General features: G+C 60.1%; 22 protein-coding genes. 7 read left to right on the top strand and 15 right to left on the bottom strand.

What is annotated here, in order from left to right; genetic code table 11:
* Positions 1 to 34 precede the first annotated feature (34 nt).
* The 7 genes from hflX to FQ185_RS07195 form a co-directional block, all read right to left on the bottom strand.
* Complete coding sequence (gene hflX, locus FQ185_RS07225; RefSeq protein WP_149416914.1) at positions 35 to 1336, bottom strand: ribosome rescue GTPase HflX; 1302 nt, start codon at positions 1334 to 1336, stop codon at positions 35 to 37.
* Between the two features lie 12 nt (positions 1337 to 1348).
* A complete protein-coding gene (gene hfq / locus FQ185_RS07220; RefSeq protein ID WP_007902656.1) occupies positions 1349 to 1609 on the bottom strand; it encodes an RNA chaperone Hfq in 261 nt (86 codons plus the stop codon).
* 94 nt (positions 1610 to 1703) lie between these two features.
* Positions 1704 to 2675, bottom strand: a complete 972-nt coding sequence (gene miaA, locus FQ185_RS07215) for a tRNA (adenosine(37)-N6)-dimethylallyltransferase MiaA (RefSeq protein ID WP_149416913.1) — start codon at positions 2673 to 2675, stop codon at positions 1704 to 1706.
* Complete coding sequence (gene mutL / locus FQ185_RS07210; RefSeq protein ID WP_111449261.1) at positions 2675 to 4585, bottom strand: DNA mismatch repair endonuclease MutL; 1911 nt, start codon at positions 4583 to 4585, stop codon at positions 2675 to 2677. Before mutL ends, miaA begins: the two co-directional genes overlap by 1 nt.
* Entirely contained in the window at positions 4582 to 6009 is a 1428-nt protein-coding gene (locus tag FQ185_RS07205; protein WP_149416912.1) for an N-acetylmuramoyl-L-alanine amidase, read from the bottom strand. The genes mutL and FQ185_RS07205 overlap by 4 nt, the downstream gene beginning before the upstream one ends.
* Complete coding sequence (gene tsaE, locus FQ185_RS07200; RefSeq protein ID WP_149416911.1) at positions 6010 to 6480, bottom strand: tRNA (adenosine(37)-N6)-threonylcarbamoyltransferase complex ATPase subunit type 1 TsaE; 471 nt, start codon at positions 6478 to 6480, stop codon at positions 6010 to 6012.
* On the bottom strand, positions 6468 to 7967 hold the full coding sequence (locus tag FQ185_RS07195; protein ID WP_149416910.1) for an NAD(P)H-hydrate dehydratase: 1500 nt from the start codon (positions 7965 to 7967) through the stop codon (positions 6468 to 6470). Before FQ185_RS07195 ends, tsaE begins: the two co-directional genes overlap by 13 nt.
* A 63-nt stretch (positions 7968 to 8030) precedes the next feature.
* Between FQ185_RS07195 and queG the strand changes: the two genes are divergently transcribed.
* Entirely contained in the window at positions 8031 to 9110 is a 1080-nt protein-coding gene (gene queG / locus FQ185_RS07190) for a tRNA epoxyqueuosine(34) reductase QueG (protein ID WP_149416909.1), read from the top strand.
* Here the strand turns inward: queG and FQ185_RS07185 are convergent.
* Positions 9092 to 9703 carry a trimeric intracellular cation channel family protein gene (locus tag FQ185_RS07185; protein WP_094469417.1) on the bottom strand — a complete coding sequence of 204 codons (612 nt, stop codon included), beginning with the start codon at positions 9701 to 9703 and terminating at the stop codon, positions 9092 to 9094. The two genes, queG and FQ185_RS07185, sit on opposite strands and share 19 nt — an antisense overlap.
* 198 nt (positions 9704 to 9901) lie before the next feature.
* Positions 9902 to 10444 (bottom strand): oligoribonuclease, encoded by a 543-nt coding sequence (orn, locus tag FQ185_RS07180; protein WP_008035288.1) that lies wholly within the window; start codon positions 10442 to 10444, stop codon positions 9902 to 9904.
* Positions 10445 to 10551: 107 nt separating this feature from the next.
* Between orn and rsgA the strand changes: the two genes are divergently transcribed.
* Positions 10552 to 11583, top strand: a complete 1032-nt coding sequence (rsgA, locus tag FQ185_RS07175; RefSeq protein WP_074873186.1) for a small ribosomal subunit biogenesis GTPase RsgA — start codon at positions 10552 to 10554, stop codon at positions 11581 to 11583.
* Positions 11584 to 11634: 51 nt separating this feature from the next.
* Here the strand turns inward: rsgA and FQ185_RS07170 are convergent, their stop codons facing one another.
* From FQ185_RS07170 to motA, 3 genes are all read right to left on the bottom strand, one after another.
* Complete coding sequence (locus FQ185_RS07170; protein ID WP_149416908.1) at positions 11635 to 11904, bottom strand: hypothetical protein; 270 nt, start codon at positions 11902 to 11904, stop codon at positions 11635 to 11637.
* A gap of 421 nt (positions 11905 to 12325) precedes the next feature.
* Entirely contained in the window at positions 12326 to 13354 is a 1029-nt protein-coding gene (gene motB, locus FQ185_RS07160; RefSeq protein WP_149416906.1) for a flagellar motor protein MotB, read from the bottom strand.
* A gap of 3 nt (positions 13355 to 13357) precedes the next feature.
* The gene (gene motA, locus FQ185_RS07155; RefSeq protein ID WP_149416905.1) at positions 13358 to 14209 is read right to left on the bottom strand and encodes a flagellar motor stator protein MotA; all 852 of its coding nucleotides are present in this window, start codon (positions 14207 to 14209) and stop codon (positions 13358 to 13360) included.
* A gap of 166 nt (positions 14210 to 14375) precedes the next feature.
* On the opposite strand from motA, the gene FQ185_RS07150 reads away from it, so the two are divergent.
* The 4 genes from FQ185_RS07150 to FQ185_RS07135 all read left to right on the top strand — a co-directional run bounded on the left by FQ185_RS07150 (position 14376) and on the right by FQ185_RS07135 (position 19538).
* The gene (locus tag FQ185_RS07150; RefSeq protein WP_149416904.1) at positions 14376 to 15914 is read left to right on the top strand and encodes an HDOD domain-containing protein; all 1539 of its coding nucleotides are present in this window, start codon (positions 14376 to 14378) and stop codon (positions 15912 to 15914) included.
* A 42-nt stretch (positions 15915 to 15956) separates the two neighbouring features.
* Entirely contained in the window at positions 15957 to 16772 is an 816-nt protein-coding gene (gene rhdA, locus FQ185_RS07145; protein WP_149416903.1) for a thiosulfate sulfurtransferase, read from the top strand.
* Between the two features lie 18 nt (positions 16773 to 16790).
* On the top strand, positions 16791 to 17651 hold the full coding sequence (gene asd / locus FQ185_RS07140; protein WP_149416902.1) for an archaetidylserine decarboxylase: 861 nt from the start codon (positions 16791 to 16793) through the stop codon (positions 17649 to 17651).
* A gap of 117 nt (positions 17652 to 17768) precedes the next feature.
* Complete coding sequence (locus FQ185_RS07135) at positions 17769 to 19538, top strand: molecular chaperone (protein ID WP_149416901.1); 1770 nt, start codon at positions 17769 to 17771, stop codon at positions 19536 to 19538.
* 129 nt (positions 19539 to 19667) lie between these two features.
* Here FQ185_RS07135 and serB read toward each other — a convergent pair whose 3' ends face one another.
* On the bottom strand, positions 19668 to 20882 hold the full coding sequence (gene serB, locus FQ185_RS07130) for a phosphoserine phosphatase SerB (protein WP_149416900.1): 1215 nt from the start codon (positions 20880 to 20882) through the stop codon (positions 19668 to 19670).
* Positions 20883 to 21017: 135 nt separating this feature from the next.
* On the opposite strand from serB, the gene FQ185_RS07125 reads away from it, so the two are divergent.
* The gene (locus FQ185_RS07125; RefSeq protein WP_149416899.1) at positions 21018 to 22544 is read left to right on the top strand and encodes an AhpA/YtjB family protein; all 1527 of its coding nucleotides are present in this window, start codon (positions 21018 to 21020) and stop codon (positions 22542 to 22544) included.
* Between the two features lie 244 nt (positions 22545 to 22788).
* On the opposite strand, the gene FQ185_RS07120 is transcribed toward FQ185_RS07125, so the two are convergent.
* Positions 22789 to 23502, bottom strand: coding sequence for a membrane integrity-associated transporter subunit PqiC (locus FQ185_RS07120; protein ID WP_149416898.1), 714 nt, complete (start codon positions 23500 to 23502; stop codon positions 22789 to 22791).
* 176 nt (positions 23503 to 23678) lie between these two features.
* The gene (parC, locus tag FQ185_RS07115; protein ID WP_149416897.1) at positions 23679 to 25946 is read right to left on the bottom strand and encodes a DNA topoisomerase IV subunit A; all 2268 of its coding nucleotides are present in this window, start codon (positions 25944 to 25946) and stop codon (positions 23679 to 23681) included.
* Positions 25947 to 25951: the final 5 nt, after the last annotated feature.

Genomic DNA, 25951 nt, shown 5'->3' with positions numbered 1-25951 from the left:
CCTGTCACCACGGCACAACCGCTTTCTCAGGCTTTTATTGCAAAGTGTGTTGCTCGATGAATTCCATCGGTTGCAAACCTTCACGGCTCACCAGTCGATTCAACTCGACTCGCGGCAAGCGAACGGCCAGCAAACTGATGCCTTCTTCGTCATGTTCTTCTTTCTGCACCGCACCGAGTTCGAAAAACTGCGCACGCAGTCGAGCAAAACGTTGCGGCAAGCGCAAGGTGCCGATAAACAACTCACTGCCCAGCAACTCGGCAATGGCTTGCTCAAGCAATTCCAGTCCACTGCCATCACGCGCCGAAAGCCAGACCCGTTGAGGCTTGCCGTTTTCGTCGCGCTGGATTTGTGGCTCAACGCCTTCAAGCAAATCGAGTTTGTTATAGACCTCGAGGATCGGCAAGTCCTGGGCACCAATCTCGCCCAGCACCACCATCACCTGCTCGATCTGCAACATGCGATCCGGTTCGGCCGCATCGATCACGTGCAACAGCAGGTCTGAGTTGCTCGACTCTTCGAGCGTAGACCGAAATGCCTCGACCAGTTTGTGGGGCAAGTGACGTATGAAACCCACCGTATCGGCCAGGACAATCGGTCCCAGGTCGTCGAGCTCCAGACGGCGCAAGGTCGGGTCCAGCGTGGCAAACAACTGGTCAGCCGCGTACACGTCGGATTTCGTCACGTTATTGAAGAGCGTGGATTTGCCGGCGTTGGTATAGCCCACAAGGGACACGGTAGGAATATCCGCACGCGAACGGCCGCGTCGCGACTGTTCGCGCTGGCTGCGCACTTTTTCCAACCGGCCTTTGATCTGCCGCAGGCGAACCCGCAGCAAACGACGGTCGGTTTCCAGCTGGGTTTCACCCGGGCCACGCATGCCGATACCGCCACCCTGACGCTCAAGGTGGGTCCAGCCACGAACCAGTCGGGTGCTCATGTGGTCAAGCTGGGCCAGTTCTACCTGGAGCTTGCCTTCATGGGTACGGGCGCGCTGGGCGAAAATATCGAGAATCAGACCGGTACGGTCGATCACGCGACACTCGAAAACACGTTCGAGGTTACGTTCCTGACTGGGCGTGAGGATGTGATTGAAGATCACCAGATCTGCCTTTTCGGCATGAACCAGGTCGCGTAACTCCTCGACCTTGCCGCTACCGATCAGGAATTTGGCGGTTGGCCGATGACGCGGTACGTTAAAAAACGCAACGGTCTCGGCGCCGGCCGAATTAGCCAATTCCTGAAACTCCTGCGGATCTTCGCGCGCCTCAGGGTCCTGTCCATCCAAGTGAACGAGGATCACTCGCTCACCACCACCGTGGCGCTCAAAGAACAAAGGAGACTCCTATCAGGCGTTACCTGGCTCAGCGTCACCTGCTTCGGATTCGGTTGCGCTAGGCAGACGAATTGGACGAACCGGCACCACTGTAGAGATAGCGTGTTTGTAAACCATCTGGCTGACGGTGTTCTTCAGCAGGATAACGAACTGGTCGAAAGATTCGATCGTACCTTGCAGTTTGATCCCGTTGACCAGGTAGATAGACACCCCAACTTTCTCTTTACGTAAAGTATTCAAGTAAGGGTCTTGTAGCGAATGCCCTTTTGACATGTGCCGCACTCCTTTAAGGATTCAATATAAAAAATAGGTAAACAGATGGCTTGTGGCCGTCACACCCCCAAGGATAGACGGCAATTGCAAGGACTCAGCTCAATATGGAGATGGTCCCAAGGTATTTCAAGGCGCGCGGCAGATTGTCGCAATCCAGGCTGTCCAACCAGTGTAAATCAGCCCAACTGCGCAGCCAGGTGAACTGGCGCTTTGCCAATTGGCGCGTGGCAATGATTCCACGCTCCTGCATCTCGGCTTGCGTCAGCTTGCCATCCAGGTAGTCCCAGACTTGTCGGTAGCCTACTGCACGTATAGACGGCAACCCGGCATGCAGGTCACTTCGCTTACGCAGGGCTACGACCTCGTCAATGAATCCCTGTTCCAACATTAAAGTGAATCTTTGTTTAATTCGCTCGTGCAGTACCTGGCGATTTGCCGGAGCAATGGCCAAGTTCGCGACAGTATAGGGCAATTGTTGACGTCCCGAAGCGGCTGCTTCAGTACTTTGCGCAGATTGTTGCAAACGAAGAGCGGTCATGCTTTGACCGCTGACGCGATAAACTTCCAGTGCTCGACTGAGCCGCTGAGGATCGTTCGGATGAATGCGGGCGGCGGATTCTGGATCGATCACCGCCAATTGTTCGTGCAGGGCTTGCCAGCCAAGGCGTGCAGCCTCCTCTTCGATCTGCGCGCGGACCTCGGGATCGGCTGCCGGCATGTCCGCCAATCCTTCGACCAAAGCCTTGTAGTAGAGCATCGTGCCGCCTACAAGCAGCGGAATTTTGCCCCGCGCGGTGATCTCCGCCATGGCCTTCAGGGCATCACGACGGAAATCCGCGGCCGAATAGCTCTCTGCCGGGTCGAGAATATCAATCAAGCGGTGCGGGAATTCGGCCAAAAGCTCTTTGGAAGGTTTGGCAGTGCCAATGTCCATGCCGCGGTAGACCAGCGCTGAATCGACGCTGATCAGCTCGCAGGGCAGGACTTTGGTGAGTTCGATGGCCAGGTCGGTCTTGCCGGCGGCGGTCGGCCCCATCAGGAAAATCGCGGGTGGTAGCTGGCTCATCAGCGACCGCGCAAGAACAGTTTGTCCAGATCGTCCAGGCCCAGTTGGGTCCAGGTCGGTCGGCCATGGTTGCATTGACCGCTGCGCTCGGTGTTTTCCATATCGCGCAGCAGACCGTTCATTTCCGGCAGTGCCAGACGCCGATTCGCACGAATCGCGCCGTGGCAGGCCATGGTGCCAAGCAGTTCGTTCAGGTGCGCCTGAATCCGGTCGCTGGTGCCATATTCCATCAGGTCTGCGAGTACATCGCTGACCAGTCGATTGGCTTCGGCCTGCTTGAGCAAGGCCGGAATCTGCCGGATCGCCAGGGATTCCGGACCCAGGCGTTGCAATTCAAAGCCCAGACGCTGGAACCACGCGACGTGCTCTTCGGCGCAATCGGCTTCACGTTGACTGACCGCCAGCGATTCCGGCACCAGCAGCGGCTGGCCGCTCAAGCCTTCGCTGGCCATGGCGATTTTCAGGCGTTCGTACATGATCCGCTCGTGCGCGGCATGCATGTCCACCAGTACCAGGCCTTGGGCGTTTTCCGAAAGAATATAGATGCCTTTGAGCTGCGCCAGTGCATAACCCAGCGGCGGAATATCATCCTGCCCGGCCGGCAGAGCGACCGCGTTCGCTTCTGGCAACGGCGCAAAAAACTCACGGTAGGCGGCCTGAGCTTCAGCCACAGGCACACCCGATTGAGGCCGCGGCGAGTACTGATATTGATAACCGGCACCAGCGCCCGAGCCTGCCGGCGTATTGAACGACGGCTGAGCCTGAGGCTGTTCCAGCAAGGCATTGGCCGCCAGACGCATTTCGCCCTGCGGACCGAACTCGCCAGCATCAATGCCGGTCGGTCGAACGATGGCCGTCGCGACAGGCGCGGCCAGATGGTCTTCCGGCCGCACATCGCCCAAGGCGCGGTGCAGGGTGCCATAGAGGAAATCGTGAACCATGCGCCCGTCACGGAAGCGCACTTCGTGCTTGGTCGGGTGCACGTTGACATCAACGCCTGCCGGATCAACCTCGAAAAACAGCACGAACGTGGGGTGCCGACCGTTGAACAGCACGTCGCGATAGGCCTGGCGCACCGCGTGGGCTACCAGTTTGTCGCGTACGGCACGGCCGTTCACAAAGAAATACTGCAAGTCTGCCTGGCTGCGATTGAATGTCGGCAACCCGACCCAACCCCACAAATGCAGGCCGTTGCGTTCGATTTCAATCGGCAGCGCCTGTTCAAGGAAACCCGAGCCGCAAATCGCCGCCACTCGCCGGGCGCGGGCAGCATCATCATGGGCCTCATGCAGGCTGAGGATGGTCTTGCCGTTGTGGCGCAGATGGAACGCCACGTCGAAGCGCGCCAACGCCAGACGCTTGATCACTTCTTGCAGGTGATCGAATTCGGTTTTTTCGGTTTTGAGAAACTTGCGTCGTGCCGGGGTATTGAAAAACAAGTCACGCACTTCCACCGACGTGCCCACCGGATGGGCCGCTGGCTGCACGCGAGGCGCCATGTCCCGGCCTTCGGTTTCGACCTGCCAGGCCTGATCGGCCTCTTTGGTGCGGGACGTCAGGGTCAGGCGTGCCACGGAGCTGATCGACGCGAGGGCTTCACCGCGAAAGCCCAGGCTCATGACCTGCTCGAGATCTTCCAGGTTGCGGATTTTGCTGGTGGCGTGTCGCGCCAGGGCCAGCGGCAGGTCATCGGCAGAAATGCCGCTGCCATCGTCACGCACCCGCAGCAGCTTGACGCCGCCCTGCTCCACATCGACATCGATACGCCTGGCGCCGGAGTCGAGGCTGTTTTCCAGCAACTCCTTGATCACCGAAGCCGGGCGCTCAACCACCTCACCGGCGGCAATCTGGTTCGCCAGTCTCGGGCTGAGCAGCTCGATGCGAGCCGTGTTGGTCAGCACCTGGTTCATTCTTTGGCCGCCAATTCAGTGCCGGGAATGGTCAAGTGCTGACCGATTTTGAGCTCATCACTCGACAGCTTGTTGGCGTTGCGCAGTGTGGCCGGAGACACCTGATATCGCACGGCAATCATCGCCAGCGTCTCGCCGGGGTTCACCCGATGGTCACGAGGACCTTGTGCGATCCCTCCGGAATCACGCAGCCAGGCGATGTAGGTGCCCGGTGGTGGGTTCTGCTGGAAGAACTGACGCACGCCGCTGCTGATCGAACGCGCCAGCGCTTGCTGGTGGTTCGCTGCGGCAAGCTTGGAAGCTTCTTTGGCGTTGGAGATGAACCCGGTTTCCACCAGGATCGAGGGGATATCCGGCGACTTCAGCACCATGAACCCGGCCTGTTCCACGCGTTGTTTGTGCAGCGGCGTGACGCGGCCGATATTGCTCAGCACCTTCTGGCCGACGTTCAGGCTGGAGGTCAGGGAAGCAGTCATCGACAGGTCGAGCAGCACGCCCGCCAGCATGCGGTCCTTGTCATCGAGGCTGACGTTGCCGGCACCGCCGATCAAGTCAGAACGGTTTTCGCTGTCGGCCAGCCAACGGGCCGTTTCCGAGGTAGCACCGCGATCAGACAGGGCAAACACCGAGGCACCGAAGGCTGCGGCCGACGGCGCGGCGTCGGCGTGAATCGAAACGAACAGGTCGGCGCCCTTCTTGCGGGCGATTTCGGTACGGCCGCGCAACGGAATGAAGTAGTCGCCGGTGCGGGTCAGTTCGGCGCGGAAGCCTTTCATGCCATTGACCTGACGTTGCAGTTCGCGGGCGATGGCCAGTACTACGTCTTTCTCGCGCTGACCGCGAGAGCCCGAGGCGCCCGGGTCTTCGCCGCCGTGGCCGGCATCGATGACTACGACGATATCGCGCTTGCCGGCCGGTGCGGGCGGCAGCTTGACCGCAGGTTCAACCGGCGTGACCGGAACCGGGGCCACCCTTGCGACGTTGGTGGGCGGCGGTATTGGCGCGGCATCGGCGGGGTTATCGAACAGGTCGACCACCAGGCGATTGCCATACTGGGCGTTCGGCGCCAGGGTGAAGCTTTTCGGGGTGACGGCTTTTTTCAGATCGATGACCACCCGCAGGTCGGTCGGGGTGCGTTGAGCCGAGCGCATCGCGGTGATCGGGGTGTTCGAACTATTGACGTTCAATGGCGCCCCGAGACTCGCGCCATTGATGTCGATCACCAGCCGGTCCGGAGCCGTCAGGGTAAAGACGCTGTGCTGCACCGGACCGGTCAGGTCGAACACCAGACGTGTATTGTCCGGCGCCCGCCACAGGCGAACGCTGCTGACCTTCGACTCGGCCACAGCGTCGACGGTCACCGCCAAATACAACATCCCTACGGCAGCAACCAACGCGCGAAAGCGCATACCTAACCCCATCATTTAATTGGATTCCAATGCCAAAGCGGCACACCACGACTCGCCACGCGAGCCCTGGGACAAAATTTTCAGCGAACGCCCGCTGTCTTGCGGGCTAATGGTAATGGTCAGGTCGGGCTTTGGCAAAAAGCCTGCACCCTTCTGGGGCCATTCGATCAGGCACAAAGCGTCGTCGTCGAAGTAATCGCGGATGCCGAGGTACTCCAGTTCTTCAGGATCGACCAGACGATAGAGGTCGAAATGGAAAGCCCGAATGTCACCAATCTCGTAGGGCTCGACCAGGGTGAAGGTCGGACTCTTTACCGCGCCGACATGTCCCAAACCCCGGATGATGCCCCTGGACAGCGTGGTTTTCCCCGCCCCGAGATCTCCCTCGAGAAAAATCAGACCGTGCCCTTTCGTGGTTTGTGCAATGCGAGCGCCAAACGCGGTCATCGCCTCTTCATCAGCCAGGTACAGGGTTACTTCAGACACGGTGCTTGCTCCTCCAACAACTGACGAATGGCTGGGATCAGGTCACTGGCCGCCAGCCCACGGCCAAATTTACCTTCTTGCGCGCCGGCATTGGCGTGCAGCCAGACCGCCAGACAGGCTGCGTCGAATGCCTGCATGCCTTGGGCCAGCAACGCGCCGACCAGACCGGCCAATACATCGCCCAAACCGGCGGTGGCCATGGCCGGATGGCCCTGATGACACAACGCCAGACGTCCATCGGGGCTGGCGATGAGACTGCCAGCGCCTTTGAGAATCACCACAGCTGTGTATTTTTTGCTCAACGCATGCGCGGCAGCCGGGCGATCAGCCTGAACCTGCGCAGTGCTTATCCCCAGCAACCGCGCCGCTTCGCCCGGATGCGGCGTGATGACACAGTCCTTGGGCAAACTCACGTGCTTTGCAGCCAGCAGATTCAACGCATCGGCGTCCCAGACTTGCGGCAGCGGCGCGTTGGCGGCGGCCGACAAAAGGCTGCGTCCCCAGGAAGCCTGACCCAAGCCCGGGCCGACCACCAGCACGGAAACCTTTTGAAGCAGTCCCATCAGTTGATTGGGGGACGATGTGCCCAACACCATGGCTTCGGGAATTCTCGCCAGCGCGGCCGGAACATGTTCGCTGCGCGTGGCCACGGACACCATGCCCGCACCACTGCGCAGGGCACTTTGTGCACTCAGCAGAATGGCGCCGCCAACACCGCGATCACCGCCGATCAGCAATACATGGCCGAATTTGCCTTTATGGGACGCTGGAGCGCGGCCGGCCAGACGCGGCAGGTTACCGGCCGTCAGGCGACGGGCAGTGATGGCCGCTCCGTCGAACAACTCCGGCGGTGCTTGCAAGTCGTTGAAGACCAACTCGCCAATTACGTCCGCCGCATCACCGGTGAAAAGCCCCAGTTTCAAACCAATGAAGGTCACCGTCAGGTCGGCTCGCACCGCAGCACCCAGTACCCGGCCAGTGTCAGCACTCAGACCCGAGGGGATATCCACCGCTACAACCGGCAACGCACAGGCGTTTATCGCAGCGATAACGCTGACATAAGGCTCGCGCACCTCACCGGTCAAGCCGGTGCCCAGCAAGGCATCCAGCACGATGCCGCGCAATTGGGACTGCGCGGTCCAGGCGTCGATGGAAACGTGCTCGGACACAGCCTCGGCGTACGCCAACGCCGCATCACCTTGCAAACGCTGCGGATCCCCCGCCGCCAGCACTCGAACCGTCCACCCGGCCCGCCGAGCCAGCACCGCCACCAGATAACCGTCCCCGGCGTTGTTGCCGTGACCGGCCAGCACACTCAGTTCACTGGCTGTCGGCCATTGACGGACCAACGCACGCCAGGTCGCATGGGCCGCGCGCTGCATCAATTCGAAGCCCGGTGTACCGGCCGCGATCAGGCTCGCATCGAGCCCTCGCACTTGCGCGGCGCTGTACAGCGCGTCGGGTAATTCATCTTTAGTGTGCGGCATGCGTATTCGGGCTCCGATGTCTGGCAGAATTATACGCATCTCAGCTCCGGTTTCTCTCGCCTCATGCCCGCTATTACCACAGACCTGCCCGCCCTCGCCCAATCCATCAAGGACTGGGGCCGCGAGCTGGGCTTTCAGCAAGTCGGCATCAGCGGCCTCGATCTCGCCGAGCATGAGCAGCACCTGGAGCGCTGGCTCGCGGCCGGCTACCACGGCGAAATGGACTACATGGGCGCCCACGGCAGCAAACGCTCACACCCGGAAGAGCTAGTACCCGGCACGCTTCGGGTCGTTTCCCTACGCATGGACTACCTGCCGGGCGACACCGAAATGGCCAAACGACTGGCACAACCGGAAAAAGCCTACGTCTCGCGTTATGCCTTGGGCCGCGATTACCACAAATTGATCCGTAAACGCGTGCAACAACTGGCCGATAAAATTCAGGCCGAAATCGGTCCGTTTGGTTTCCGCGCCTTCGTCGACAGCGCGCCGGTGCTGGAAAAAGCTATCGCCGAACAGGCCGGTCTTGGATGGATCGGCAAAAACACCTTGGTCTTGAATCGCAAGGCCGGCAGTTACTTCTTTCTCAGCGAACTGTTCGTCGACCTGCCGCTGCCGATCGACCCACCACACAGCACCGAACATTGCGGCCGCTGCACGGCGTGCCTGGACATCTGCCCGACCAATGCCTTCGTCGGCCCTTATGTACTCGACGCCCGACGCTGCATTTCCTACCTGACCATCGAATTGAAAAGTGCAATCCCGGAGGATTTACGACCACTGATCGGCAATCGGGTATTCGGTTGCGATGATTGTCAGATCGTCTGCCCGTGGAATCGCTTCGCCCGTCCGTCCGGCGAAAGCGACTTCAAGCCACGGCACAATCTGGACAACGCGGAGTTGGCAGAGCTGTTCATGTGGGATGAGGAGAAGTTTCTCAGCAGCACCGAAGGTTCGCCGCTGCGGCGGGCGGGTTATGAGCGCTGGCTGCGCAATCTGGCGGTGGGACTGGGCAATGCGCCGTCGAGCATTCCGGTGCTGGAGGCGTTAAAGGCCCGCAGGGATTACCCGTCAGAGTTGGTGCGCGAACACGTCGAGTGGGCGCTGAAGCAACACGCCGAACGTCAGGCTTCGTCGTTATAAACGAACTTCGGCATTTCCCAGTGAAATCGGATTGCCAGTAACCGCAGCAGGAAGCCACCAAACAGCGTGATCAAAATTGCCTGTTCGCCGGGTAATTGCAGATAGATGCACAGCATGTAGCACCACGCCGCAGCGAACGAAACGCTGGCGTACAGCTCGCGGCGGAAAATCAGCGGGATGTCGTTGCAGAAGATGTCGCGCAGGATGCCGCCGAAAACCCCGGTGATCACGCCGCTGACCGAAGCCACCAACATACCGTGGCCCATTTCCAGGGCGGTCATGCAGCCGATCAGCGTGAACGCCACCAGTCCCACGGCATCAAGCACCAGAAACAGCGAGCGCAGGTGACGCATCCAGCGTGCAGCGAAGACGGTGAACATCGCCGCAATTGAGGTCAGCACCAGGTATTCCGGGTGTTTGACCCACGTCAGCGGGTAGTGACCGAGCAGCACGTCGCGCACCGAACCGCCACCGAGGGCCGTGACGCAAGCGATCAGCACCACACCAAACCAATCCATGCCGCGACGGCCCGCAGACAGGGCGCCGGTCATGGCTTCGGCGGTAATGGCGATCAGGTAAAGCATCAGCAACATGGTGGCGGTCCTTGCAGGAAGGCGCGCAGTCTACTCACTTCGCTGAGGCACCAAAAGAGGGCGCCAGATAATGTTCGCTGGCCTCAACATCTCTATGTCTGGACCATCCAATCGCGGGCAAGCCCGCTCCCACAGGGTTATCGCAAATCATGTGGGAGCGGGCTTGCCCGCGATGGCGTCAGAACGGACACACCCGAATCAAAATTTGATGAAATGCTTGCGGTAGTGCTGCAGCTCGGCAATCGATTCGCGAATGTCGTCCAGCGCCAGGTGGGTGCTGCCCTTTTTGAAGCTGTCGCGCACGTCCGGCGCCCAGCGTGCGGCCAACTCTTTAAGCGTCGAGACGTCGAGGTTGCGGTAGTGGAAGAAGCTTTCCAGGGATTTCATGTGCGTATAAAGGAAGCGACGGTCCTGGCAAATACTGTTGCCGCAGATCGGGGACTTGCCCTTCGGTACCCATTTCTCCAGAAAAGCGATGGTCTCGGCTTCGGCTTCGGCCATGCTGATGCGGCTGTCGCGAACCCGTTGGGTCAGCCCGGAGCCGCCGTGTTGACGGGTGTTCCACTCGTCCATACCGGCGAGGATCTCGTCGCTGTGGTGGATGGCGATCACCGGACCTTCGGCCAAGGTGTTCAGGTCACTGTCGGTGACGATGGTGGCCATCTCGATGATGACGTCGGTATCAGGGTTCAGACCGGTCATTTCCAGGTCGATCCAGATCAGATTCTGCGGGTTTTGCATGTGTCGGCTCCTAGGCAATGCTGCGCAGTTTAGCCTAGGCCGGCGGCCGGGCGTGCTAAACTCGCGGCCGTTTTACCTAATCGCTGCATTCTTGATACGGAACACCCATGGCCAAACGCCAACTCAATCGTCGTCAAAACTGGCGCATCGAAAAGATTCAGGGCGAACGCGCTGCCCGCGCCGCCAAACGCGAATCCTCGGCTGTCGAGGCACTTGAGGGCGGCGACCTGGGTCCGGAACAAACCGGCCTGGTGATCGCGCACTTCGGTGTGCAGGTCGAAGTCGAAGCCCTCGATGGCGATTTGGCCGGCCAAGTATTCCGCTGCCACTTGCGCGCCAACCTGCCTGCGCTGGTGACCGGCGATCAGGTGGTCTGGCGTGCCGGCAACCAGGGCATCGGTGTGATCGTGGCGCAACTGCCGCGTAAAACCGAACTCTGCCGCCCGGACAGCCGTGGTCAGCTCAAGCCTGTAGCGGCCAACGTCGACATGATCGTCATCGTCTTCGCCCCGCTGCCCGAGCCCCATGCCAACCTGATCGACCGTTATCTGGTTGCTGCAGAGCACGCCGGCATCCGGCCGTTGCTGCTGCTCAACAAGTTCGACCTGATCGACGAGCAGAACGCCCCCGCACTGAATGCCTTGCTGGCGGTTTACCGCACGCTGGGTTATCCGGTGCTGGAAGTTTCGGCGCACCACGGCAACGGCATGGAGCAATTGCAGGCACAACTGGACGGGCACATCAGCGTGTTCGTCGGCCAGTCCGGCGTCGGCAAATCCTCGTTGGTCAACACCTTGTTGCCTGAAGTCGAAGCCCGTGTCGGCCCGCTGTCCGAGCTCTCCGGCCAGGGCACTCACACCACCACCACCGCGCGGTTGTTCCACTTCCCCGGTGGCGGCGAGCTGATCGACTCCCCAGGTATTCGTGAGTTCGGCCTGGGCCACGTCAGTCGTGCCGACGTCGAAGCCGGCTTCATCGAGTTCAACGACCTGATCGGCACCTGCCGCTTCCGCGATTGCAAGCACGACCGCGAGCCGGGTTGCGCTCTGCTCAAGGCATTGGAAGAGGGTCGCGTGCAGCAGCAACGGATGAACAGTTACCGGTCGATCATCGCGAGTTTGCCGGAAACCAGCTATTAAGTAGCTTCCCGCAGAGACAAAAAAGCCGCGAATATCGCGGCTTTCTCGTTTTCAACGTACAGCTTTTTCCAGCGTCCAGCCAAGCACATCCAAGGCATCACAGCCGTCCTGGATCAACATGTGGGCAGCATTGGCGAAATGTTCCAGGTCGTGACCTTCGGCTTCTTTGACGCACAGGCAGGTGACGCTGTTGAGCAGATTGCGTGCGGCTTTGAGTCGGTGGACGGCGGTTTCAAACAGATCGGAAGCGCGGGCTTCGGTGTCGATGTACAGCGTCGGGCCGACGCTGAAGTTGCCTTGGAGTGGGTGATATCTGGACATGGTTTGAATTCCTTCTGAAAAATGAAACTCCCACCCTTTTCGCGGCTAATCGAATGGGTGGCAGCTGTACGTGGGTTAGCCGACCGGTCAGAGGAACCCGGCACACCCCGAAGGTGTCCCACGCACAGCCACCATAGACAAATATGTCAGGCAGCAAATAGCGCCGCAATTATACGGGCGCTCGTGCATTCCTCTCAAACGACCGGCTAAGGTCCATCACCGATTTGTCGGCGACGGGCAAACTATAGGCGGGCCTCCAACGAAGTGAAACCCGGTTTGTACGTCTCGGAGACGCCCTACACCTTTCTCGGAAATGCCTCTTTTTTGGATTTTTTTACCGCTCTGATCGTTCCCATGTTCAGCGTGAGAACGACTACCAGACACAAAAAAAAAGCCGACATTGCTGTCGGCTTTTTTGGGGTCACTGTTTCGGTGGGTCTGCTGGCTTCGGATCATCGAACAGGTTCAACCGCTCCCGAAGCTCATGCGCCGGCAACGGTTCCTTATCTGCCGGCAACGCGTTCGGGTCGACTGGCGTGGCCGGCACTTCACCCGGGCCACCCTGCCCTTGCGTCGGTTGCGGAGCAGGCTCCGGCTCTGCACCTTGCGAACCCTCAATGGCGCGCTGGGCTTTCTTGGTCAGCACCACGATGTCGATTCGGCGGTTGACCGGATTGAACGGTTTCTCGCGATCGAACAAGGCTGACGAGGCATAACCGACGACCCGCGCCACCTGTGCATCCGGATAGCTGCCAGCGATCAGCGCACGACGTGCGGCGTTGGCACGGTTGGCCGAAAGCTCCCAGTTACCGAAATCGCCGGTGCCCATATACGGCTTGGCATCGGTGTGGCCGCTGATGCTGATCTTGTTCGGCACCGCTTTGATGGTGTCGGCCATGGCCAGCAGGATGTCTTCGAAATACGGTTTCAGGCGGGCGCTGCCGGAGTCGAACATCGGCCGGTTTTCGGCGTCCATGATCTGGATGCGCAAACCGTCCTGAGTGATTTCGAAGAGGATCTGATCCTTGAACTTTTGCAGTTGCGGATTTTCATCCACCTTGTTTTGCAGTTCTTGTAGCAACAGTTCCAGGCGTTCTCTCTCAACCTGTTCGGCCATGCCTTCGACCTGATCGGTGTCGGTGGTGATTTTGTCTGGCTGCGGCTGGGATTTCACCTCGGGGTTGAGGGTGTTTTCCGGCGCCAGGGTCGGCGAGCCGCCCAGATCGATGATATAGGGCGTGCCGCTTTCGGAAAAACCGACCGGGTCCTTGAAGTAACCGGCGATGGCGATCTTCTGCTCCGGCGTTGCCGTGGACAGCAGCCACAGCACCAGGAAGAACGCCATCATCGCTGTCGCGAAGTCCGCGAAGGCGATTTTCCAGGAGCCACCGTGATGCCCGGCCGCGTACTTCTTGACGCGCTTGATGATTATCGGCTGGTTGTTTTCCATGACTTAGCGACCGCGAACCGCTTGTTCCAGCTCAGCGAAACTTGGACGGTGCGCCGGGTACAGAACCTTGCGGCCGAACTCCACCGCCAGCGAAGGCGGCATGCCGGAAGCCGACGCGACCAGCGAAGCCTTGATGGCTTCGTAGATGTTCAGTTCTTCCTTGGCGTCGTGGGCCAAGGCGTGAGCCAGCGGACCAAAGAAACCGTAGGCGGCGAGAATACCGAAGAAGGTCCCCACCAGTGCCGCACCGACGTGCAGGCCGATCATTTTCTGGTCGCTTTCACCCAGGGAGGCCATGGTCACCACAATCCCCAACACCGCCGCGACGATACCGAAACCCGGCATGGCATCGGCAATGCCGTTGACCGCGTGGGACGGGTGATCCAGGTCTTCCTTGAGGCTTGTCAGTTCCATGTCGAACAGGCCTTCGAGCTCATGGGGAGCCATGTTGCCGGAAGACATGATGCGCAAGTAATCACAGATGTACGCGGTCATGCGTTCATCTTTCAGGACTGCCGGGTACTTGGCGAAGATCGGGCTCGCGGCAGCATCTTCGATGTCGCCCTCGATCGCCATCATGCCTTCGCGGCGGCTCTTGTTGAGGATCTCGTAGATCAGGCCCAGCACTTCCAGATAGAACGTGTGGTTGAAGCGCGAGCTGAACATTCCCAAGGATTTCTTGAGAACGCGCAGGGTCATGTGACCGGGGTTGGCCTGCAGGAATGCACCGAGTGCCGCACCACCAATAATCATCACCTCGAAGGGCTGAATCAGGGCGGCAATTTTGCCGTGGGAGAGCACGTATCCGCCGAGCACGCTCGCGAATACGACGATGATGCCGATTAATTTAGCCATAGGTAGGAGAGCACTTACTGAGTCGGGTTCAAGGTCATATTCGGAAGTTAAAAAATCTCTTCTTCTCCTTATCGGCAAAACTGCGCCAGACTATAGCCAGTTCAGGCGAAAAGCCAATTTGGCCCACTCCGGGCATAGGTAATGCAGACGATGATCGCGTCCAACCATGGCTAACGAAACGAACGTTTCAACTCCAAAACCGACCACTCTCGAAGGCTGGGTCAAGCTTCTCGATGGAGTGCGCCTGCCGGTCCCGCAAGTCAGCCATGACCTTGTCTGCAAGGCCATCGCCAACAGTCGCAGCTCTCTGCGCGATATCGCCGAACTGATGCAAGACAGCCCGGCCCTGGCCTTGAGCGTGATTCGCGAAGCCAACCGGCACACCCATGGCAGCATGACCGAACCGGCGGAAAACCTTGAGGTGGCGATCAATCGCCTCGGTTTGAAACGCACCGAAGAACTGCTCGCCCGTCTGCCCGCCGAGCCTCAATCGCAAATTCCCGTCGCCCTGCGCCAGCTGCAACTGATCAGCCAACACGCGACCCAACAGGCCAACGGTTTTTTCGCCAGTCGCCTGGCGCGGCTGTGGCAGGACATCCACTGGGGCAGCCTGCTGTTTCTCTCGCCGCTCTGGCCGATGGCGTTGACCCATCCGCAGTTGCTCGAAGAATGGGAGTTGCGGGTCATCCACAAAGGCGAGTCGGCGCGCACAGTCGAAAAGCAATTGTTCGGCGCGCGCCTGCTGGATATCTGCCTGGCGCTCGTGGACATATGGCGTCTGCCGATCTGGGTGCAGCAGGGTTATCGGCTGCTGCTCAACGAGCAACGTGAACTGGTGAAAGTGCTGCGCATCGCTCGCGACAGCGATCATCCGTTGCGCCAGCAAAACCGACTCGATGACGACCCGACCCTGCGCCGCTGGCTCAACCAACCGGCCAATACGGTGCTGTTGGCCAACGGTCTGGCGCTGTCGGCGCAACAGGCCTGGGACACCCCCCACAGTGAACGCTGGCAGTACCTGACCAGCCTTTACCTGCAAATGCCGATGGACGACGTGCAGCAGCAGTTGCACCAGCAGGCCGCCAACAGCGCCCGCCATCACGCCATGCCCGACCTGTGGCACCCGGCGGTGTCGCTGATCTGGCCGTGGGGCATGAACCGTATCCACGCCGGTTTGCTGCCAGCCCCGGCACCGACCGCTGAAGACCTTGCGAAATGGCGCAAGCAATGTGCCGAGCTGCTGGTCGAGCCAAGTCGCTTCACCAATGCCATGCACTTGACCACTTTTGCGCGGGACGCATTAGTCGCGTGCGGCATGCGTCGGGTGATGATTCTGATGGCCGACCGCACGCACGCCAATCTGCGAGTGCACCAGATCGCCGGGTTGCCGAAAGAAGTGGCCGGCCTGAATTTCCTGGTCAGCCAGAGCACTGTGCTGCAACGCCTGCTCTCGCAACAGGCCCAAGTTCGACTGTCACCGGCCAACAATGCACAATTTTCGGCCCTGCTGCCGGCCAGCCTGCGCTCGCAGTTCGGCGGTGAACACCTGCTGCTGCGCTCACTGATCAACAATGGCCGGGTGATCATGATCGTCGTGGCGGATCAGGGCGGTGGGCCGTTCTCGGAAATCACCGTGCAAGCCTTCGGCAAAACCGCGCAGTGCATCGAAAAGGCACTGCACAGCTTTAGTCACCGCGGCCAATGACGCTGCGCTACAATCCTCCCCTTTGTGCTCTGGAGACCTCACATGTCTGACTTCTCTGGTTTGCCGCTGGTGATCGAACCGAGCGACTTGCTCCCTCGTCTCGACGCCCGCGAGCTGATTCTGGTGGACCTGACCAGCAGCGCCCGCTATGCCGAAGGGCATATTCCCGGTGCGCGCTTTGTCGATCCGAAACGCACCCAACTCGGTCACGCACCTGCGCCGGGACTGATGCCGCCGCAAGCGGCACTCGAAGCGTTGTTCGGTGAACTGGGACACAACCCCGATGCGGTCTACGTCGTCTATGACGATGAAGGCGGCGGTTGGGCCGGGCGCTTTATCTGGCTGCTGGATGTCATCGGCCACAGCAAGTACCACTATATCGACGGCGGCCTGAAGGCCTGGCTGGCAGAAGGCTTGCCCATGTCGATCCAGATCCCGGCTCCGGTCGGCGGCCCGGTTGCGTTGACCCTGCACGACGAACCCACTGCCACCCGTGAGTACCTGCAAAGCCGTCTTGGTGCCGCCGACCTGGCGATCTGGGACGCACGCGGGCCGCTGGAGTACTCGGGCGAGAAAGTCCTGGCGGCCAAGGCCGGGCACATTCCCGGCGCGGTCAATTTCGAATGGACCGCGGGCATGGATCAGGCACGCAACTTGCGCATCCGCACCGACATGCCGCAGATCCTGGAGAAACTCGGGATCACCAAAGACAAAGAAGTGATTACCCACTGCCAGACTCACCATCGTTCTGGCTTCACCTATCTGGTGGCCAAATCCCTCGGTTATCCGCGGGTCAAAGGCTACGCCGGTTCCTGGGGCGAATGGGGCAACCATCCCGATACGCCCGTAGAGATTTAAGGTTTTTAAGGACAGTCAATGAATAAGCGTTTGTTTATCCTCAGCCAATACCTGCTGCCCCATCACCTGTTGTCGCGACTGGCCGGCTGCATCGCCGAATGCCGTGTGCGCTGGTTCAAGAACGCCTTTACCGCCTGGTTCGCCAAGCGCTATCAGGTGGACATGTCCCAGGCGCTGGTCGAAGACCTGACTGCCTACGAGCACTTCAATGCGTTCTTCACCCGCGCCTTGAAAGACGGCGCTCGTCCACTTGACGAAACCCCGGGCGCGATCCTCAGCCCGGCCGACGGTGCAGTCAGCCAACTTGGCCCGATCGAACACGGCCGCGTATTCCAGGCCAAGGGTCACAGCTTCAGCGTGCTGGAATTGCTGGGCGGCGACGCGGCCAACGCAGCGCCGTTCATGGGCGGTGATTTCGCGACTATTTATCTGTCGCCAAAGGACTACCACCGCGTGCACATGCCATTGGCCGGCACCCTGCGCGAGATGGTCTACATCCCGGGCCGGATCTTCTCGGTCAACCAGACCACCGCCGAAAACGTTCCGGAACTGTTCGCCCGCAACGAGCGTGTGGCGTGCATTTTCGACACCGAACGCGGGCCGATGGCCGTGGTGTTGGTGGGCGCAATGATCGTGGCATCGATCGAAACCGTCTGGGCCGGGCTGGTGACGCCGCCCAAGCGTGAGCTGAAAACCTTTCGTTATGACGAAGCTGCCCGTGCGCCGATCCATCTGGAAAAAGGTGCGGAACTGGGCCGCTTCAAACTGGGTTCGACCGCTGTCGTACTGTTCGGGCCTGATCAAGTGAAGTGGGCTGAAGAATTGGCGGCCGGCTCGCCGGTGCAGATGGGCCAGGGTATGGGTCTGCCAAAAACCTGATCTTCTGATTCGCCCCCTCGAACCGGTTCGAGGGGGCGAACCATGACCATCTCTTAGCCATAACTGCTAAAGTCCGGTCATTCACTGCCCATTTCCCGGTTGGAGTTTGTCCACGGCATGAATGAGACCAGTCCTCACCTGCTGCTACGCGCCCCGATCCCGACGCAGTTACGCCTGTCGTTCTGTGAAGCCACACCGCGCGACCTAAAGCGCTGGATCGCCAATCTACCCAGAGCCAACATCGGTGAAACCGCTCGCCAGTTGTATCAAGGTTTGAGCGAACTCAACCAACTCATCACGCCCAGCGACAACCGCCTGCAACTGCTCGAACTGCTACGGCCCGAGGTGTATTACGTCTGCAAACACCTGGAGCGGCATTTCCTGCATCAGGCGATTGTTCTCGACGAGCGTTCGCGCAAGATCGCCAACCTCTGCCAGGCGCTGCAAAGTCACCTGGCGATTGGCTATAAACAGATCGTCGTGCGCATTACACCGCGCTTCAGCAAGGATCGTGGGCCGCTACTGGCCCAGGCGCTTCAACGGGCGATTCACTGTCTTAACGGACCGTTGATTCGCTCTACCTCGCTTTATTGTCCGGTGCCGGAAGGCCTGTGGCTGGAACTGCATCAGCTGTATCGGATCGCCTGCGCGCTCCGACTCCAGCATTTGAGCCTGCGAGACGAACAGGCCAGCCAGACGCAAAACCTGAGCATCGAACAGACTTACGTGGTCGCCCTGCTGCTGGGTGCGTCACGCTGCAACCAACTGCGCCAGAACCAGATTGCCCGGGTCGCCGAAGTGCTGGAGCCCTGGAGCAAATGGATCAAATTGCAACCCGACAAATCGGCCGAGGGGCTGTTTGGCGTTGCGCCGGACCTCGACACAGGGCCGCGATACCGCTCCAATTTCCGCCCCGAGCAGCAAGGGAGCTTGCTGGGGATCGACCCGCAGCCACTCGTCGCAGCCATCGAAGCGCACCTGCAAAAAACCGACAGTGCGTCGCCGCTGCTCGTGCCTGCGGGGTTGAGTGCGGATACGCTGCAACATCTTCATGCCGCCTGGGGCCAGACCGCCGAGCGCAGCTTCAAGCGCACGGTCGGCCAAGGCACCTTGACCCTGTGCGTGGGCATGAGCGCGTTGCACTTCTTTCTGGGCGGGCAACGTTCGTTCAGCGACATCCTGAAAACCCCGAGCCTGCGCCCCGCACAATTTTCTGCAACATCCCCGGCGAAACGGGAAAAGGACCAATGGGGCCATGTCTTTGATGCGGCGTCACATGACAGCGCGAGCGCCCTGCTGCCTTACGAAGAAATCGAATACCCACAGCTCCAGAGCGATGACAGCCAAGAAGCGTCCGACCGCAACCGACAGTTTGCGACGTATGTCCTGCCAGTAATCAACCACAGCCCGGGCGGTTATTGCCTGGCCTGGCCGAACGTGGTGCCCACTGAGCTACAGGCTGGCGAGATAGTGGGTATCGAGGATTCGGCTGGCAGTGGCTGGAGCATTGCGGTGGTTCGCTGGATCCGCCAGGTACGGGGTGGCGGTACGCAAATGGGTATCGAGCAAGTCGCGCCTTATGCCGAACCTTGCGGCCTGCAACTGGTGCGCACCCGTGACGACCACAGCCATTATTTACGCGGTCTGTTACTGCCGGCCATCAGCGCAATAGAACTGCCGGCCACCCTGCTCGCCCCTCGGCTGCCCTTTCAGGAAGGCAACAAGGTGATGATCAACACCAATGGCGAGGAACGCCGGGCCGGGCTGGATCGGCGGGTGGCGAGCACCAACAGCTTCAATCAGTTCGCCTATCGCTCACTGGAAAACGCAGAGAGTGGCGCGGTCGGTGTTGAAGATGACTTTGATTCGTTGTGGAAGTCGCTTTGAGTGTGAGTCTGTAGAACCGCGGCGCGCCTTTCGCGAGCAGGCCCGCTCCCACATTTGTTCTCTGTTTGACGCAAATCCAGTGTGGGAGCGGGCTTGCTCGCGAAGAGGCCCTGTCAATCACTACAAGACTTAAAGCTGCCCGTCGCGATCCCGGAAGCCCAGCAGATAAAGCACACCATCAAGCCCAAGGGTAGAAATCGCCTGCTTCGCCGACTGTTTGACCAGCGGCTTGGCGCGGAACGCCACGCCCAGCCCGGCAATCGCCAGCATCGGCAGATCGTTGGCGCCGTCGCCGACCGCAATGGTCTGCTCCAGACGCAAACCTTCCTGGTGCGCCAGCTCTTTCAACAAATCAGCCTTGCGCTGCGCATCGACAATCGGTTCGACCGCTACGCCGGTGACCTTGCCGTCGACCACTTCCAGTTCGTTGGCGAACACATAATCGATGCCCAACTTCGCCTGCAACTGTTTGGCAAAATAGGTGAAGCCACCCGACAGGATCGCTGTCTTGTAGCCCAGACGCTTGAGTTCGGCGAACAGGGTTTCGGCGCCCTCGGTCAGGCGCAACGAAGCGCCGATCGAGTCCAGCACGCTCACGTCCAGCCCTTTCAACAAGGCCAGGCGCTCCTTGAAGCTGGCGCGGAAGTCCAATTCGCCGGCCATCGCCCGCTCGGTGATCGCAGACACCTGATCGCCCACGCCGGCAGCCTTGGCCAGTTCGTCGATCACTTCGGCTTCGATCAGCGTCGAGTCCATGTCGAACACCGCCAGGCGACGATTACGGCGGAACAGCGAATCTTCCTGGAAAGCGATGTCGACGTTCAGTTCCTGAGCGACGCTGAGGAATTCGGCCCGCAGCGCCTGCGGATCAGCCGCTTCGCCGCGAACGGAAAACTCGATGCAGCCCTTGCCCTGATCGGCTGGGGTGTCCAGCGGCATGCGCCCGGACAGACGATCGATGTGGTCGATGTTCAAGCCATATTTGGCGGTGATCGAGCTCACGCGCTGCAATTGCTCGGCGGTCACTTTGCGGGTCAATAGCGTCACGATGTGGCGTTTTTTGCCCTGATTGCCGACCCACTGCTGGTAATCCTCTTCGGACACCGGCGTGAAACGCACCTGCTGATCGAGCTTGTAAGCGGTGAACAGGATGTCCTTGAGCACCGACTTGCCTTGCTCGGTGTCAGGAATTTCAACCAGAATGCCGAACGACAAGGTGTCGTGGATCACCGCCTGACCAATGTCGAGAATGTTCACACCACCCTGGGCCAGAACGCCGGTAATGGCCGCAGTCAGACCCGGACGGTCGACTCCCGTGATGTTTATCAGGACGATTTCGCGCAAGGCGCACCCCCGCAAGTGGAAAAAAACCGCATTCTACCCACATTCAGTGACCATCGGGCACCGTCAGCGCTTTGCCGGTCTAGGGCCTGTCGCTATACTGCGCGTCAACTTCACGGACAAAAGAGCCGAGCTCAAGTGAACCGGCCTACGCCAGTCAAAACCGATAACTTCTTTCTGCTGATCTTCCGTGCACTGCGTCACCGCCGTGTACCGATTGCATTGCGCATCGCCAGCCATAACGTGATCCTGGTCGCTCTGGCCCTGGTGATCTATGCCTGTGTGATGGGTTTGCAGTTCAAGCAGGCCATGCACGAGCAGGCGGATGCCCTGGGCGAAAGCCTGACCACCCAGACTGCCACGTCCGCCACGGAGCTGTTGGTGTCCAACGACATCCTCAGCCTCAACGTGCTGCTCAACAAACTGACCAAAAACAAGCTGGTGGCTCACGCTGCCATCTACAGCATGGATAACCGCATCCTCGCCGAAGCCGGTCAGCGCCCCAAGCACAGCTTGCTGGGCGAAGCCGAAGGCATGTACCAGAGCAAGATCACTTTCCAGGATGTGACCGCCGGGCAACTGCGCATCAGCCTGGACATGGATCAGTTCCAGCAGCCGATGACCATCAGCCTGCAAAGCATGGGTATTTTGAGCGCGATTCTGCTGGCCCTGTCCCTGGCCTTGAGCCTGCGCCTGGGTCGGCACATCTCCACGCCGTTGCTGCAATTGCGGGTGTGGCTGCGCCATATCGACGAATATACCCCGGCCACCGAGCGTCAGGATGAGATCGGCGACCTGGCTCGCCAGCTGCACGCCGACTTCGCGCCGGAGCCGGCCGAGCCGGAACCTGTTCCCGAGCCTGAGTACGACGAAAGCGACTACGAAGACGCGGACGATAACGAGCCGACCTTCGAAGTGCGCAATTTGCGTGACCCGAGTTTCGATGAAACCAAGCCTGTGGCCGGCCTCAAGCCTGCGCCACGGCGCATTGTCAGCACCGTTGATGACGACGACGATGCATTTGCCGACCTGCGTGACGAATCAGCTTCGACCGCGCCGAAACCGGTAGCAAAACCGCAAGTATCGAACGTACCGCAACACAGCGCGGTGCTGGCCGTGCAACTGGGCGCCCAGGATCAGCTGCGGCGCTTGCCCCGTGCTCGCCTGGAAGAACTGCTCAAACGCTACCGCGATTGCCTCGATCAGGCCGCTTCGCTCTATCAGAGCGAACTGCACACACTGAACGACGGCAGCACGCTGATGCTGTTCCATACCGAAGACAGCGGTGATGACTACCTGACCAACGCAATCTGCTGCGGTGAGTTGCTGCGCGCCCTGGGCCATCAGTTGCAGATCGAAGTCGCCGACAGCGGCATCACCCTGCAATTGCAGTTGGGCCTGACGCTGGGCGACGAGCTGTTCGGCCTGAGCCAGATCGACCTGCTACTGACCGAAACCGCCCAGGACGCCCTGGCCTTGTCGCAACACAGCCGCAACCTGCTGCTGGTGGAGCGCAAGATCAGTGACGACGCGCTGATCCGCCAACGTGCTCGGATCCGGCCGATCGCCAGCCCCGAAGGCGCTTGCTGCGTAGAGCGACTGATGGAGCCTTATCCATCGATGCTGGAGCGACAACTGGCGCGGATGCACGAACGCCGGGCGTAATAGCCCTGCTATGAAGAAGCCCGCAGACGAGTGATCGTCTGCGGGCTTTTTGTTGTCTGTCCTGACGCCTTCGCGGGCAAGCCCGCTCCCACAGGTCCTGCATCGTTCGCGCGATAGGTGTACGACACAAAACCTGTGGGAGCGGGCTTGCCCGCGAAGGGGCCAGGTCAGGCAACATGGATCCCAACCTGCAGAAACAACAAAGCCCGCACTAGGCGGGCTTTGTTCTGGCTTCAATCCAGGTTTAGAACCTGAACACTTCCATATCGGTCCGGATCGGCGAGGCCATCGGGATCTTTGGCTGCTTTTCCGCTTCTGCCGCCGGCGCTGCCGGCTTGGCAGCCGGCTTCTTAGGGGCCTCAGCAATCGGTGGCTGATTGGCCAGCGGCTTGAGCGCCGTCGACAGTTGCTCGGCCAGACGCTGCAGCAATACGCCCTGAGCCTGCACCTGAGCCGCGGTGCCGCCAGCGTGCTGTTCCTGCAGATGAATGATGCGGTTATCACGCACCTGCCCACGACGGTCGATCAGGCGCCATTGCGCATCAAGGATGGCCGGCTGCGATTCACCCGAATCCAGACGCGTGATGGTCAGCAGTACCTGAACATCCGGCGTGAAGCCTAAAGTCGCAGGCGCCAGCACTACGCGCTGGCTGTCCAGATGACCCGCTACCTGACGCAGCAACAGCTGATCGATGTCCGACGAAAGGCTACCCGCCCAACGACCGTCAACCGAAGCTTGCAGACTGCCATCCGGCTGACGCTGCAACAGCGTTTCGCGTTGCAGGTAGTCGGCAACCGTTACCGGGCCCAACAATACGGCCATGCCAGCGCTTTGCGCAGGCTCGACCGGACTTCCACTGTCCAGTTGATACAGCGACACCGGTTGGTGAACGCTGCAACCCGCCAGGCCAAGTACCCCAGCGAGCATCAAAATAAAAGGAAGGCGCAGAGCAGTCATCGTCCCGTCCAGGTGATTGCCACAAGGCTAACCACAGTGAAAATACTCAATAAATATGAAGAACGCTCGACCACGCCGGCGCTTGAAAGGCCATATCATCCGTGAATATGCGTTCCGACTCCAGCGGCAAAGTGTCGATCTACGCGTTAAATCGTAGATCGAGCGCTCTGGGACGCCTAATTGAGGTTTTCGACGAGCAGCGCATCTACCCTTTGAAAGCCACGTGGCAGTTTGTTACCACGACGTCCACGCTCACCTTTGTAGTGTTCGAGGTCGTCTGCTTTCAGTGACAAGGTACGTTTTCCGGCCTGCAGCACCAAAGTGGCGCCATCCGGCAGAACGGCGATGTCCGTGACATATTCTTCCCGGCTGGCAACGCGCTCACCGGAAATCCCGATGATCTTATTACCTTTACCTTTACCTAATTGTGGCAGATCGCTGATCTTGAAGATCAGCAGGCGACCTTCGGTGGTCACCGACGCCAGCCAGTTCTGCTCACGATCGGCCACCGGACGCGGCAGAATCACCTTGGCGTTGTTTGGCAGGCTCAACAAGGCCTTGCCCGCCTTGTTCTTGGCTTGCAGGTCTTCACCCTTGACCACAAAACCGTAACCGGCGTCGGAGGCGATCACGTACAACGAGTCGTCTTCGGGCATCAACACGCATTCGAAACTCGCCCCTGGCGGCGGCGTCAGACGACCGGTCAGCGGTTCGCCCTGGCCACGTGCCGATGGCAGCGTGTGCGCGGCCACTGAATAACTGCGACCGGTGGAGTCGATAAACACCGCAAACTGGTTGGAGCGACCGGGCGCCAAGGCCTTGAAACCATCCCCGGCCTTGTAGGACAGCCCGGTGGCGTCGATTTCGTGGCCCTTGGCGGAACGAACCCAGCCTTTTTCCGACAGGACGACAGTCACTTTCTCGTTCGGCAGCAGATCGTGCTCGGTCAGGGCCTTGGCTTCGGCGCGCTCGACGATTGGCGAGCGACGGTCGTCGCCGTAGGTTTCGGCGTCCTTGATCAGCTCGGTGCGGACCAGTTTTTTCAGCTTGGCTTCGCTGCCCAGCAGGGCTTGCAGCTTGGCTTGTTCCTTGAGCAGTTCATCCTGCTCGGCACGCAGCTTCATTTCTTCCAGTCGCGCCAACTGACGCAAACGGGTGTCGAGAATGTAGTCGGCCTGGATTTCGCTCAGGGCGAAACGCGCGATCAGTGCAGCTTTCGGGTGTTCCTCGGTGCGGATGATATGAATCACTTCATCCAGGTTGAGGTAAGCGATCAACAAACCGTCCAACAGGTGCAGGCGACGCTCGACCTTGTCCAGGCGAAATTGCAGACGACGACGCACGGTGTTGACGCGGAACTCCAGCCATTCGACCAGCAATGCCCGCAGGTTTTTCAACTGCGGCTTGCCGTCCAGGCCGATGATGTTGATGTTGACCCGGTAGCTCGACTCCAGCTCGGTGCTGGCGAACAGGTGGGTCATCAATGCATCGTGGTCGAAGTTTTTTCGTGCACCCGGAATGATCACGATCCGGCACGGGTTTTCGTGGTCGGATTCGTCGCGCAAGTCAGCGATCTGCGGAGCCTTGGACGGTTTGGCCTGCATCATGGCCGCGATCTGTTCCAGCACCTTGGCACCGGACACCTGATGCGGCAGCGCGGTGACGATGATGTCGCCGTCCTCGATGTGGTACACGGCGCGCATGCGCACCGAGCCCTTGCCGGTTTCGTACATTTTCAGCAGGTCGGCGCGGGGCGTGATGATTTCCGCTTCGGTCGGGTAATCCGGGCCCTGGATGTGTTCGCAGAGTTGCTCGACCGTGGCTTTGGGCTCATCGAGCAAACGCACGCACGCTGTTGCGACTTCGCGCAGGTTGTGCGGCGGCACGTCGGTGGCCATGCCCACGGCGATGCCGGTGGTGCCGTTGAGCAGAATGTTCGGCAAACGCGCAGGCAACACCAGCGGCTCGTCGAGCGTACCGTCGAAGTTCGGGCCCCAGTCCGCAGTGCCCTGACCCAGTTCGCTGAGCAGCACTTCGGAATAACGCGACAGCCGCGCTTCGGTGTAACGCATGGCGGCGAAGGACTTGGGATCATCCGGCGCACCCCAGTTGCCCTGGCCATCGACCAGCGTGTAGCGGTAGCTGAACGGCTGGGCCATCAGGACCATGGCTTCGTAGCAGGCCGAATCGCCGTGCGGGTGGAACTTGCCGAGCACGTCACCGACGGTACGCGCCGACTTCTTGTGCTTGGAATCGGCGTCCAGCCCCAACTCGCTCATCGCATAGATGATGCGCCGCTGTACCGGTTTCAGGCCGTCGCCGATATGCGGCAAGGCACGGTCCATGATCACGTACATGGAGTAGTTGAGGTAGGCATTTTCGGTGAAGTCAGCCAGTGACCGGCGTTCTACACCGTCCAGGCTGAGATCAAGGGAGTCGCTCATGCGGG

It is taken from the genome of Pseudomonas sp. ANT_H12B (assembly GCF_008369325.1).
Classification (GTDB): Bacteria; Pseudomonadota; Gammaproteobacteria; order Pseudomonadales; family Pseudomonadaceae; genus Aquipseudomonas.
The sequence above is the reverse complement of the archived record's forward strand: the minus strand, read 5'-3'. Positions and strand labels throughout refer to the sequence as shown.

Coding starts and splice junctions, on each gene's coding strand:
- rhdA (WP_149416903.1), top strand. CDS start 15,957: ATGTCTGACTTCTCTGGTTTGCCGCTGGTGATCGAACCGAGCGACTTG.
- orn (WP_008035288.1), bottom strand. CDS start 10,444: ATGCAAAACCCGCAGAATCTGATCTGGATCGACCTGGAAATGACCGGT.
- parC (WP_149416897.1), bottom strand. CDS start 25,946: ATGAGCGACTCCCTTGATCTCAGCCTGGACGGTGTAGAACGCCGGTCA.
- FQ185_RS07170 (WP_149416908.1), bottom strand. CDS start 11,904: ATGTCCAGATATCACCCACTCCAAGGCAACTTCAGCGTCGGCCCGACG.
- rsgA (WP_074873186.1), top strand. CDS start 10,552: ATGGCCAAACGCCAACTCAATCGTCGTCAAAACTGGCGCATCGAAAAG.
- FQ185_RS07150 (WP_149416904.1), top strand. CDS start 14,376: ATGGCTAACGAAACGAACGTTTCAACTCCAAAACCGACCACTCTCGAA.
- queG (WP_149416909.1), top strand. CDS start 8,031: ATGCCCGCTATTACCACAGACCTGCCCGCCCTCGCCCAATCCATCAAG.
- FQ185_RS07120 (WP_149416898.1), bottom strand. CDS start 23,502: ATGACTGCTCTGCGCCTTCCTTTTATTTTGATGCTCGCTGGGGTACTT.
- motB (WP_149416906.1), bottom strand. CDS start 13,354: ATGGAAAACAACCAGCCGATAATCATCAAGCGCGTCAAGAAGTACGCG.
- hfq (WP_007902656.1), bottom strand. CDS start 1,609: ATGTCAAAAGGGCATTCGCTACAAGACCCTTACTTGAATACTTTACGT.
- FQ185_RS07195 (WP_149416910.1), bottom strand. CDS start 7,967: ATGCCGCACACTAAAGATGAATTACCCGACGCGCTGTACAGCGCCGCG.
- asd (WP_149416902.1), top strand. CDS start 16,791: ATGAATAAGCGTTTGTTTATCCTCAGCCAATACCTGCTGCCCCATCAC.
- FQ185_RS07185 (WP_094469417.1), bottom strand. CDS start 9,703: ATGTTGCTGATGCTTTACCTGATCGCCATTACCGCCGAAGCCATGACC.
- miaA (WP_149416913.1), bottom strand. CDS start 2,675: ATGAGCCAGCTACCACCCGCGATTTTCCTGATGGGGCCGACCGCCGCC.
- FQ185_RS07205 (WP_149416912.1), bottom strand. CDS start 6,009: ATGATGGGGTTAGGTATGCGCTTTCGCGCGTTGGTTGCTGCCGTAGGG.
- FQ185_RS07135 (WP_149416901.1), top strand. CDS start 17,769: ATGAATGAGACCAGTCCTCACCTGCTGCTACGCGCCCCGATCCCGACG.
- mutL (WP_111449261.1), bottom strand. CDS start 4,585: ATGAACCAGGTGCTGACCAACACGGCTCGCATCGAGCTGCTCAGCCCG.
- motA (WP_149416905.1), bottom strand. CDS start 14,209: ATGGCTAAATTAATCGGCATCATCGTCGTATTCGCGAGCGTGCTCGGC.